7 protein-coding genes are annotated in these 11,298 nt (G+C 71.6%); 4 read left to right on the top strand and 3 right to left on the bottom strand.

Annotated features, from left to right (window positions below; all coding sequences use genetic code 11):
* Positions 1–3,324, bottom strand: a 3,324-nt coding sequence (locus tag LUTJ29_RS18920) for an autotransporter-associated beta strand repeat-containing protein (RefSeq protein WP_198012698.1), incomplete at its 3' end; no start/stop codon positions are given.
* Between the two features lie 160 nt (positions 3,325–3,484).
* On the opposite strand from LUTJ29_RS18920, the gene LUTJ29_RS18250 reads away from it, so the two are divergent.
* On the top strand, positions 3,485–5,917 hold the full coding sequence (locus tag LUTJ29_RS18250; protein ID WP_144774634.1) for a serine/threonine-protein kinase: 2,433 nt from the start codon (positions 3,485–3,487) through the stop codon (positions 5,915–5,917).
* A gap of 59 nt (positions 5,918–5,976) precedes the next feature.
* Positions 5,977–6,519 carry an ECF-type sigma factor gene (locus tag LUTJ29_RS0115175; RefSeq protein WP_232221237.1) on the top strand — a complete coding sequence of 181 codons (543 nt, stop codon included), beginning with the start codon at positions 5,977–5,979 and terminating at the stop codon, positions 6,517–6,519.
* A gap of 231 nt (positions 6,520–6,750) precedes the next feature.
* On the opposite strand, the gene ppsA is transcribed toward LUTJ29_RS0115175, so the two are convergent.
* Complete coding sequence (gene ppsA / locus LUTJ29_RS0115170; protein WP_027073240.1) at positions 6,751–9,141, bottom strand: phosphoenolpyruvate synthase; 2,391 nt, start codon at positions 9,139–9,141, stop codon at positions 6,751–6,753.
* Positions 9,142–9,263: 122 nt separating this feature from the next.
* Here ppsA and LUTJ29_RS0115165 point away from each other — a divergent pair, with 122 nt between their 5' ends.
* Positions 9,264–10,085, top strand: a complete 822-nt coding sequence (locus tag LUTJ29_RS0115165; RefSeq protein WP_027073239.1) for a pyruvate, water dikinase regulatory protein — start codon at positions 9,264–9,266, stop codon at positions 10,083–10,085.
* A gap of 131 nt (positions 10,086–10,216) precedes the next feature.
* A complete protein-coding gene (locus LUTJ29_RS0115160; RefSeq protein WP_027073238.1) occupies positions 10,217–10,735 on the top strand; it encodes a DUF1249 domain-containing protein in 519 nt (172 codons plus the stop codon).
* Positions 10,736–10,778: 43 nt separating this feature from the next.
* Here the strand turns inward: LUTJ29_RS0115160 and LUTJ29_RS0115155 are convergent, their stop codons facing one another.
* Positions 10,779–10,991 carry a DUF2188 domain-containing protein gene (locus LUTJ29_RS0115155; protein ID WP_027073237.1) on the bottom strand — a complete coding sequence of 71 codons (213 nt, stop codon included), beginning with the start codon at positions 10,989–10,991 and terminating at the stop codon, positions 10,779–10,781.
* Positions 10,992–11,298: the final 307 nt, after the last annotated feature.

Below are 11,298 nucleotides of genomic sequence, written 5' to 3'. Positions count from 1 at the left end.
GCCGTCGAAATGCAGCGCACCGGCGCCCGCGCCCAGGGCCGCATCGGAGGCCACCGACAGCGTGCCGCCGAGCAGGTGGGTGCCGCCGGTGTAGGCGTTGTCGCCTTCGAGCACCAGCGTGCCGCCACCGGCCTTGCGCAGCACGCTGCCGGCGCCGTCCTCGATGCGCGAGGCCACCGTGGCCGTCACCCCGGCATCGACGTTGAAGCTGCCGCCCGCGGTCGCCGCCATGCGCAGGGCGTCGCCCTCGATCCGGTATCCGTCGGTGGAGAACTGCAGGGTGTCGAACCGTTGCGTGTCCTGCACGGTCACCGTGCCCGCGGTGCCGGCGAACACGCCCACCGAACCGCCCCAGCCGGCATTGGCAGTGCCGTCGGCGTCGGTCCAGTTGGTTCCGAAGCCCTGCCAGAGGCCGTCACCGCCATCCACGGTGCCGTTGCCGGCGGTGTCGCCGCCATCCCAGAACTGCATCGTCTGGCCGGCGCCCAGGACCACCAGGTTGACCTGGCCGGCCACGTCGTAGCGCAGGTCGGGGCTGCCGGACGCGGCCTGGAAGCCCGCGGTGCCGGTCACCGTGCCTCCGGCGAACGCGCCGGTCAGGGCGCCGCCGTAATGGAACAGGCGGTAATGGCCGGCCGCGGCCACCCGGGCGTCGAGCTGGCCATCCAGCGACAGATCGCCGGTCACCTCCACCAGGTCGTTGCCGCGAGCCCCCGGCCCACCGGCCACGCCGGGGCCGTTGAGCTCGAACACGGCGCGCGAGCCGGCTTCCAGCACCAGGTCGCCATCCACCTGCAGCGTGCCCGGGCTGTTGCCCGCCGAGAGCGTGCCACCGGCCTGCACGCGGGTGTCGGCGACCGTGCCGCTGCCGCCGAGCGTACCGCCGTCCTGCACCGTGATGTGGCCGCCAAGCGCGCCATCGACCAGCAACGTGCCGCCCGCCACCGTGGTGGCGCCGGCAAAGCCCGAGCTGTCGCCGGCCAGGGTGGTGGTACCGGCGAGGTGGTGCAGGGCGTGCGTGCCGGCATCGGTGCTCAGGAGTACGGCGCCGAAGGCAATGTCGTCCGTGTGGTTGAACACCAGCGTCGCCTCGCCGGCACCGAACTCCACCCGTTCGCTGTCGAGGATGCCGGCGGCCTCGGCAGTCTCTCCGGAGGCAGCGCCGATGTTGAGCGTGCCGCGGGAGCCTGCATGGCCGGCCAGCCGGATCATGTTCCGTTCGGCTGCGCCGCCCGTTCCCGTGCCCGTCTGCACGCGACCGCCGCTGGCCAGGGTGAGGCTGCCTTCGCTGCCTTCGTACTGGCCGACCACGACCCCGCCTTCATGGATCCAGGCGCCGCCGTTGCGGATGGTGGCGCTGCCGCGGGAAGACGGAGCGTTGTAGGACGCGATGTGCCCGGTGGCCAGGCTGGTACCGACGCGGGAGGTGACCACCGCGCCGTCGTCGATGAGCAGGGTACCGTTGCCGGCCTCGCCCAGCCGGATCTCGCCTTGCGTGTCCCAGCGGCTGCCAGCGCCGGTGACCACCGCGTCGCCCGTGGCGCCGGACCCGTATCCCAGCCGCACGATGCCGCTCTCCACCCGGCCACCGTGCTCCACCCGCAGGCTGCCGCTGCCGGACTGGCCGTTGCCACCGACATGCAGGGATCCGATGCTGCGCCAGAGGGAAGCTTCTCCGGTGACGGTGACGAAGCCCTGCGAGTCGTTCCGGTTGCCGACGACGGCGATGCCGTTCTCGAGGCGGGCGCCGTCGCGGATCACCACCCGGGCCTCGCTGCCGGTGTCCCCGATCAGCGCGCTGGCGCCGAACGTGGCGCTGGTGCCTTCGCCGAGCAGTTCCAGCGTGACGCGGGTGCGCACCCGGTCCATGTACAGCCCGCCCGTGGCCTGCAGCGTGGCGCCATCGCGCAGCTGGAGGGTGCCGCCGTCGTCTACCGGCGCCCAGGTTCCCACCGACTCGTAGCGTCCGAGGTACAGGTTGCCCAGGCGGTGCTCGCCACCATCGAGGGCCAGGGTGCCGGCGCCTTCCTTGATCATGTGGCCGGTGCCGGAGACCTGGCTGGACAGGATGGCGTCCGTGGCCTGGTCGAGGCGCAGGAAGGCGCCGGTGCCGATCTCGATCCCGCCGCTGCCGAAGCTGCCGGCATGGCCGACCAGCCTCCCGCCCTCGATGCGCGTGCCGCCCGCGTGGTCGTTGCTGCCGGTGAGCACCAGCGTGCCGGCGCCGTGCTTGACCAGGGCGCCGCTGCCGGTGATGTCCTGTGCCAGCGTGAAGCGGTGGCCGGCATCGGCGATGTCGAAGCCGCCGCCGCCNTCGCCCAGGGTGATGGCGCGCGTGGTGGCGTCGAAANCCCTGCCGGTCACCTGCAGCATGCCGCCGTCGAAATGCAGCGCACCGGCGCCCGCGCCCAGGGCCGCATCGGAGGCCACCGACAGCGTGCCGCCGAGCAGGTGGGTGCCGCCGGTGTAGGTGTTGGTGCCGCTCAGGACGGTGGTGCCGGCGTGGTGCTCGATGGCGCCGCTGCCGGCGATGTCGGGGGCGAACGTGTAGGCGCCGCTGGTGTCGGTGTGGTTGAACACGATCCGGCCGGCCGCCTCGGCGGTGCCGTTCTGGCGACCCATCTCGATGGCGGCGACCTCGATCGTGCCGGGCGCCACGGCCTGCTCGTCGGCCGCGGCGCCGATCACCAGGGTGCCCAGACCGGGCGTCGCGTAATCTGCCTCGCTTTCTCCCAGCACGAGCGTGCTGTTGCCGGCGTTGAGCGCACCGCCCTCGCGCAGGACCAGCGTGCCGCTGGAATTGTTTCCAACGCGGATGAGGCCGCCTGCGACATTCCAGGCCGAGCCGCTGCCGGTGACGGTGAGCGTGGCCGGATGGATGTTCCAGCCGATATTGTGATAGCTGGAGGTGCCGGTCTGCAGGGTGCCGCCATTGCGGATCGTCAATTGCCCGCCTCCAAGATGGAGGCCAGCGCTTTCGGCACGTGCGCCGTCGATGGCGACGTCGTCATCAGAGTAAGAAAAGATACTTACGTGGTCATCGGACGTGGGAACACTGTAGCCGCTTTCGACACAATACCAATTGTCCGGGTTGAACCAGTCGTTATCCAATCTGAACCGCCAGTGGCAAACGTCCGCCCGCACGGTCGACGCCGCCATCATCAGGCCCAGCGCCAGCAGCGACAGCGGGGCGATGCCGACCGCGCTTCTGCGGCCGATGCGGCCGGCCCGCGCTGCTGTGCCTGCGCGCGCGCGGGCGGTTTCCGGGGCCACCTGGATCAGGCCCAGAGCGCGGTTGAAGACGAGACGATAGATGCGGTTCATGGCAAGTCCTGCAAACGGGGATCGGGATCGGGGCGCATGTCCCCGTGACCTCTGACCCAATGCGCAGGACGGCGCCGAAACCCGCCATCCGGGGGCCGGGCGGCGGGGACCTTGCCTATACTTGGCCGCGATTGCACAGGGGGCAGGACGAACCTGGGTGGTGGACGGACGGACGCGTTACCGGCGGGCCAGCGCCATCGTGGAGGCGGCGGACGGGCTGGACGAGGCCGCGCGCGAGGCCCTGGTCGCGCGCGAGTGCGCCGGCGACGACGCGCTGCGCGCCGAGGTCGAGTGGCTGTTGCGGGCCACGCAGGAGGAGGATCCGGCGCCCCCGCCGCCGCAGGACCTGAGCGGCGCCGTCATCGAGGCCGCCGCCGGCAGCGACTACCGGCTGCTGCACCTGCTGGGCCGTGGCGGCATGGGCGCGGTGTACCTGGCCGAGCGCCGTTTCGCCGGTGGCAACCAGCAGGTGGCCCTGAAGCTGCTCCACCCGGGCGCCTGGCCGGAGGCGGACGCGGCGCGCCGGCTGGCGTCCGAGGCCCGCATCCTGGCGCGGCTGTCGCACCGGCACATCGCCCGCCTGCTGGATGCCGGCCGGCTGCAGGACGGACGCCCGTTCCTTGCGATGGAATACGTGGAGGGCGAGCGCATCGACCGCTGGTGCGATGCCCGTGCGTTGCCGCTGGCGGAGCGGTTGCGCCTGTTCCTGAAGGTATGCGACGCGGTGGAGTACGCACACCGGCACCTGGTGATCCACCGCGACCTGAAGCCTTCCAACATCCTGGTCGATGCCGGCGGCGAGCCGAGGCTCCTGGATTTCGGCATCGCCCGCCTGCTGGACGGCGCTGCCGATGCGCCCACCGGCACCGCGCACCACGCCCTGACCCTGTCCTACGCCAGTCCCGAGCAGATCCGCAACGAGCCGCTGAGCACGGCCAGCGACGTCTGGCAGCTGGGCGTGGTGCTGTACGAGCTGGTCAGCGGCGTCCGGCCGTTCCCCGCCTCGGCCGCGCCGCTGGCGATGGGCCACGCGATCCTGTCGGGCGAGCCTGCGCCGCCGGGTCGCGCCCCCGGTCGGAAGAGGGCGGTGCCGGAGGACGTGGACGCGATCGTGATGAAGGCGATGCGCACCGCGCCGGGCGACCGTTATGCGTCCGTGGCGGAACTGGCGGCGGACCTGCGCAGGTTCCTCGCCTCGCGCCCGGTGCATGCGCGGCGCGGGCGCTGGTGGTACCGGCTGCGGCGCTTTGTGGGCCGGCACAGGGCCGGCGTGGCCGTGGGCGTGGCGTTCGTGGCGCTGCTGGCGGGATTCGCCGCCGCACGCGAGGAACAGCTGCGGGCCGCGCAGCGCGAACGCGACCGGGCCCAGGCCATGGTGGAGTTCATGCAGGGGCTGTTCGAAGACGCCGACCCCAGCCGTACCCGCGGCAACCGGATCACGGTGGCCGAAGCGCTGGACCTGGGGGTGGAGCGGCTGCGTTCGGGCCCGGCGCTGGCGCCGGCGACCCACGCCGCGCTGCTGCTGTCGATCGGCCGCGGGTACACGGCGCTGGACATGGGGCACCGGGCGATCCCGCTGCTGCGCGAGGCCGACGCGCTGCTGGCGCAGGCGGGGGCGCCACTGCTCGAACGCGGCAGGGCCAAGGCGGCCTTGCGGCGCGCGTATTCGATGGCGTTGGACACCGCGTCGGCGATCGCTGCCGGCCGCGAAGCGATCGAACTGCTGCGACGGGCCGGGGCCGGCGACACGGAGATCCTCCGCGTGCGGATCAATCTCCTCTACGACCACCTGACGGTCGGCGACACGCCGCTGCCCACGCTGCGCGACGAACTGGTGGGCATCGTGGCCGGGCTGGAGGCCGCGCCGGGCAGCGACCGCGAGCTGCTGATCCAGGGCCTGGCGGTGCTGTCGATGGTCGAGGTGGCCGCCGGCGAGGACGCGGTCGCCGCGCGCCACGCCGGGCGCGCGCTGGCGATCGCGAAGGACATGTACGGCCCCGAGGATCCGGCGCTGATCTATTACCGCTTCACCGACAGCCTGGCGCGGATCCGCAGCGATCCCGCGGGCGCGGTCAGGGCGTATCGCGAACAGATCGCGGACTACGAGCGTATGAACGACCGGCCCACGCCCGGGCTGGGGGCCCTGTACACCTATGCGGGCAGGGCGCTGGCGCAGATGGGGCAGGGCGAGGAGGCGCTGGCGATGCTCGTGCGCGGCGAGGAGATCGCCAGGGGGTTCGCGGACGTTGCGCCGGACTTCCATCTCAACGTGCTGTCGCTGCTGGCCGCGCAATACCAGCGGCTCGGCCGTGCGGAGGAGGCGGAGCGGTTGCTGCAGCCGTGGCTTGAGAGGATGGAGGCGCGCGCCGGGACCGGTGCGGCCTGGGCAGTGAACGGGCGCATCCGGGCGCTCAACGTGCTCGGCGACATCGCCCTGGCGCGGGGGGCGGACGCGGAAGCGGCCGACCGTTTCCGCGCGGCGCTGGACACGGCGGCGCGGCATGCGGACGTCGCGGCATCCGGCCTGCGCCGGGCCAGCGCCGACGGCTTGTGCCGGACCGGCAGTGCGGCGGGAGGCACGCAGTGCGGATGACTGCCAGGGCAGCCAGGGCCGTGGCCCGACAGGAACCGGGCGCCAGTGATGCGGTGGACGTGACCGGCCTGCTCCCGGCGGTGCACGCCGGGGATCCGGAGGCGTTGGCGCGGGTCATGTCCGCCATGTACGACGCGCTGCATCGGCTGGCCCGGGAGCAGCTGGCCGCCGAGTACGGCGAGCGCACGCTGGGGCCGACGGAGCTGGTGAACGAAGGCTTCCTGCGGCTGTTCGGCGCCGGCCGGCTCCCCGAGCTGGCGGATCGCCGCCACCTGCTGGGCGTGGCGGTCCGGGCGATGCGCCAGGCGCTGGTGGACGCGGCGCGCCGCCGCAATGCCGGCAAGCGCGTGCCCGCCGAGCTGTGCGTGCCGCTGGACGAGGCTGCCGTGGCGGAGGACGCCATTGCCGCGCCGGGCACGGTATCGGCGGCGCTGGCGGAACTGGAGGCGATCGCGCCGCGGCAGGCGCAGGTGGTGGTGCTGCGCGTGTTCGCCGGCCTGGGCGAACGGGCGACCGCCGCGCTGCTCGGGGTCTCCGAGCGCACCGTGCAGCGGGACTGGCGCATGGCGCGGGCGTGGCTGCGACGGGAGCTGGAGGGCTGACCGCCCCCCGGGTGTCCCCTGTAGGAGCGGCTTCAGCCGCGACCCGTTGTCATGGCATGCATCGTGGTCGCCGGTCGCGGCTGAAGCCGCTCCTACGGGGATCCTGGATGCTGGCCGGGGTCGCGCGGGCCTGGTCGCGGCTGAAGCCGCTCCTACAGGAGGATGACCTGGTTTGGGGGATGCCGGGCCCCAGACGGGGCGGACCCGGATCGCTCCGGGGCCGCTTGCGGGTCAGGCGTTGGCCTTCTTGGCCTTGGCCAGCTTGAGCCAGGTGTCGACCACGGTGTCGGGGTTGAGCGAGACCGACTCGATGCCCTGTTCCATCAGCCACTGGGCCAGGTCCGGGTGGTCGGACGGGCCCTGGCCGCAGATGCCCACGTACTTGCCCTTGGCGCGCGCGGTCCTGATCGCCATCGACAGCAGCTTCTTGACCGCCGGGTCGCGTTCGTCGAACAGGCCGGCGACGATCGAGGAGTCGCGGTCCAGACCGAGGGTGAGCTGGGTCAGGTCGTTGGAGCCGATCGAGAAGCCGTCGAAGATCTCGAGGAACTCCTCGGCCAGCAGGGCGTTGGACGGCACCTCGCACATCATGATGATCTTCAGGCCGTTCTCGCCCTGGCGCAGGCCGTTCCTGGCCAGCACCTCGACCACTTTGCGGCCTTCCTCCAGGGTGCGCACGAACGGGATCATCACCCAGAGGTTCTCCAGGCCCATGTCGTTGCGCACGCGCAGCACCGCCTTGCACTCCAGGGCGAAGGCGTCGGCGAAGGACGGATCGACGTAGCGGCTGGCGCCGCGGAAGCCGATCATCGGGTTCTCTTCCTCCGGCTCGTAGCGGCGGCCGCCGATCAGGTTGGCGTACTCGTTCGACTTGAAGTCCGACAGGCGCACGATCACCGGGTTCGGCGCCACCGAGGCGGTGAGGGTGGCGATGCCCTCGGCCAGGCGGTCGACGTAGAAGCCCACCGGGTCGGAATAGCCGGCGATGCGCTCGTCGATCTGCTTCTTCGTCTCCGGGTCCTGCTGGTCGTACTCGAGCAGGGCGCGCGGATGCACGCCGATGTGGCTGGCGATGATCATCTCCAGCCGCGCCAGGCCGATGCCGGCGTTGGGCAGCTGGCCGAAGTCGAACGCGCGCTCGGGGTTGGCGACGTTCATCATGATCTTCAGCGGTGCCTCGGGCATCGAGGCCAGGTCGGTGGTGATCCGCTCGAAGGACAGGGCGCCCTCGTAGATGAAGCCGGTGTCGCCCTCGGCGCAGCTCACGGTCACTTCGGCGCCGTCCTCGATCGCCTCCAGCGCATTGCCGGTGCCGACGACGGCCGGCACGCCCAGCTCGCGGGCGATGATCGCGGCGTGGCAGGTGCGGCCGCCGCGGCTGGTGACGATGGCCGCGGAACGCTTCATCACCGGCTCCCAGTCGGGGTCGGTCATGTCGGCGACCAGCACGTCGCCGGGCTGCACGCGCTCCATGTCCTCGAGCCGGCGCACCACGCGGGCGACGCCGCTGCCGATCTTGTTGCCGATCGCGCGGCCCTCGGCGATGACCTTGCTGCGCTCGTTGAGCGAGTAGCGCTCGATCTGGGTGGCCTTGGCGCGCGACTTCACGGTCTCCGGGCGCGCCTGGACGATGAACAGCTTGCCGCTGACGCCGTCCTTCGCCCACTCGATGTCCATCGGGCGGCCGTAGTGCTGCTCGATGGTCACCGCCTGGCGGGCGAGCTCGTGCACGTCCTCGTCCGACAGCGAGAAGCGGTTGCGCAGTTCGCCCGGCGTGTCCTCGGTGCGCACGCGCTCGCCCGGCGTGTCGGAGTACACCATCCGGATCGCCTTGGCGCCGAGGGTGCGGCGCAGGATCGCGTGCCGGCCGGCCTTGAGCGTGGGCTTGTAGACGTAGTACTCGTCCGGGTTCACCGCTCCCTGGACGACCATCTCGCCCAGGCCGTAGCTCGAGGTGATGAATACCACGTCGCGGAAGCCCGATTCGGTGTCGAGGGTGAACATCACGCCCGAGGCGCCCACGTCCGAGCGCACCATCAGCTGCACGCCGGCGGACAGGAACACGTCCTCGTGCTTGAAGCCGTGGTGGACGCGGTAGGCGATCGCGCGGTCGTTGTAGAGCGAGGCGAAGACTTCCTTGACCTTGCGGACGACGTCGTCGGCGCCGGTGACGTTGAGGAAGGTCTCCTGCTGGCCGGCGAACGATGCGTCGGGCAGGTCCTCGGCGGTGGCCGAGGAGCGCACCGCCACCGCGACCTCGCCGCCGCCGTTGTCGGCGCACAGCTTCGCGTAGGCCTGGCGGATGTCGGCGTCCAGGTCGGGCTGCAGCGGGGCGTCGATCACCCAGCCGCGGATCTCGCGCCCGGCCGCGGTCAGCGCGCCCACGTCCTCGACGTCCAGCGACGCGAGCCGGTCGAAGATGCGCTGGTGCAGCTGGTTATGGGCGATGAAGGCCCGGAACGCGTCGGCCGTGGTGGCGAAGCCCCCCGGCACGGACACCCCCAGCCCGGACAGCTCGCCGATCATCTCGCCCAGCGACGAGTTCTTGCCACCAACCTGGGCCAGGTCGGCCAGTCGCAGGTCGTGCAGCCACAGGATGTTGGCCGGCGTGTCCGACGGCAGGGGTGCAGGCTGGTTCAAGGGTCCTCTCCAAAGGTCATGACAAAGCCGGTATGTGTCGGCTGAAAAACGCTATTTTAGCGCCCCCAGGGCCAGCCTTCGCGAACGAGGGCACGGAGACAGCGTTGTCAGCGACCCGACCCGTTTTCTATGTGTCCGACGGCACCGGCATCACCGCCGAGACCGTCGGCCACAGCCTCCTCACCCAGTTCACCGGCACCCGCTTCCACACCACCCGCATCCCGTTCGTCGACAGCGTCGAGCGCGCGCACGAGGTCGCCGAGAAGATCCGCGCGGCCGGCGAGGAGCACGGGGTGCGGCCGATCGTGGTCAATTCCTCGGTGAACCCCGAGATCGCGGCCGAGATCGCCCGCAGCGGGGCGCTGGTGCTGGACGTGTTCGAGCCGTTCCTGGCTCCGCTGGAGGCGGAGCTGGGCGAGAAGCGGCAGGCCAAGGTCGGCCAGGCGCACGGCATGGTCGACTTCGAGACCTACCACCGCCGCATCAACGCGATGAACTTCGCGCTGGCCCACGACGACGGCATGTCGACCAGCTACGACCAGGCCCAGGTGATCCTGGTCGCCGTGTCGCGCGCCGGCAAGACGCCGACCTGCATCTACCTGGCGCTCCACCATGGCGTGAGCGCGGCCAACTATCCGCTCACCGACGAGGACCTCGCCCACGACCGGCTGCCCGAGCGCCTGCGCGCGCACCGCTCGAAGCTGTTCGGACTGACCATCGATCCGGTGCGCCTGCACCAGATCCGCCAGGAGCGGCGGCCCGACTCGCGCTACGCGAGCCTGGAGACCTGCAAGCGCGAAGTGGCCGCGGCCGAGAAGCTGTTCCGCGCCGAGCGCATCCCGGTGCTGAGCACGACGCACGTGTCGATCGAGGAAATCTCGAGCAAGGTGATGTCCACCCTGGGTATCCAGGGCGTCATGTTCTGAGGGCGGGGAGGGCGGTGCGCACCCGGGCGCGGCGCATCGCGCGAAATCGACGGGCAGCAGTCTTAACGTAGGCGCCCCGGCCCGATCCGTCAATGCTCCCCGCCTGCGATGGCAGCGTGTAGCATCGGGTCATGCACGAAGTCGCCGCACGCCAGGCAAGCATTCCGAGACTGGGCCGTTTCGCCTGGCTGATGGGACTGTATGCCGAGAACTTCCGCCGCATCACGCGGCTGTTCGAACCGGTCGACCTTGCGCCGGGGATGTACGTCTCGTCGAGCGGAAGCGGCCCGGACGTGCGGCTCGACGTGCTGTACCAGCACGCCTACACCACCGAGCTGCGGCTGACCTACACGATGCGCGACCCGGTCACCGGCGAACCCGATCCGTCGGCCTACCTGCGCCTGTACCGCGACGCGCGGCAGGCCGAGGCCACGCACTGCTACGTGGGCCGGCGCTGGCAGGACGTGATCGGCATGTATCCGCCCGCCGCCGAAGTCCTCGACCACCGGATGCGGATGAACACCTTCCTCGGCAAGTGGATCGAGTACCTGGCCGAGAACGGGCACGGCGTGGCCACGCTGCGCCCGGTGGAGGACGGCGTCGGGAGACTGCCGCTGCCGCCGGTCAGGGCCGTGGCCGGGGGCGGGTAGGGAAGTCTCCCCGTCTGGCCCCCGCCTGGGCAGGGGCGGCGCCTCAGCCGCAGGCGCCCACCAGGACCTTGTCCCCGCAGCGCATCCGCACCCGGACGCCGGTCGGCACGCCGATCGAGGCGTGGCAGTCGCGCGCGAGCTGCTTGGCCTGCTCGATGGCGGCCGCGCGGGCGACGTGCCGCGCCACCGCGTACTGGTTGATCTGGACCTGCCAGGCCGGTCCGTCCGGTTCCACCGCGATCAGGGTCCGCTCCATCACGAGGCCTCCCAAGACACTTGCGTTTTCCATGCGCGGAGCATCCTCCCGGACCGGCCGCCCCGCAGTCGGACGCCGTCCCGGGCGCGCGTAGGAAAACACCGACGGCCGGTGGGGCGGGGTCCCGCAGGCGACAGCCCCGCGGGCGTCGCCTGCAGGTGGCGTCCCTACGCGGATGACGCGCCTGCGGCGCGCCCTACGGGCCCCGGCGTTGCGCGCCGGGTTCGCAGCCGCTGCGCGGCTGCAGTCGAACCCTGCGGGGTTCTCATCCCCGTGTGTGGGATCCTGGAACGACAACGCCCGCTTG

Origin of the sequence: Luteimonas sp. J29 (assembly GCF_000472505.1) — a bacterium.
Taxonomy (GTDB): Bacteria; Pseudomonadota; Gammaproteobacteria; order Xanthomonadales; family Xanthomonadaceae; genus Luteimonas.
The sequence above is the reverse complement of the archived record's forward strand: the minus strand, read 5'-3'. Positions and strand labels throughout refer to the sequence as shown.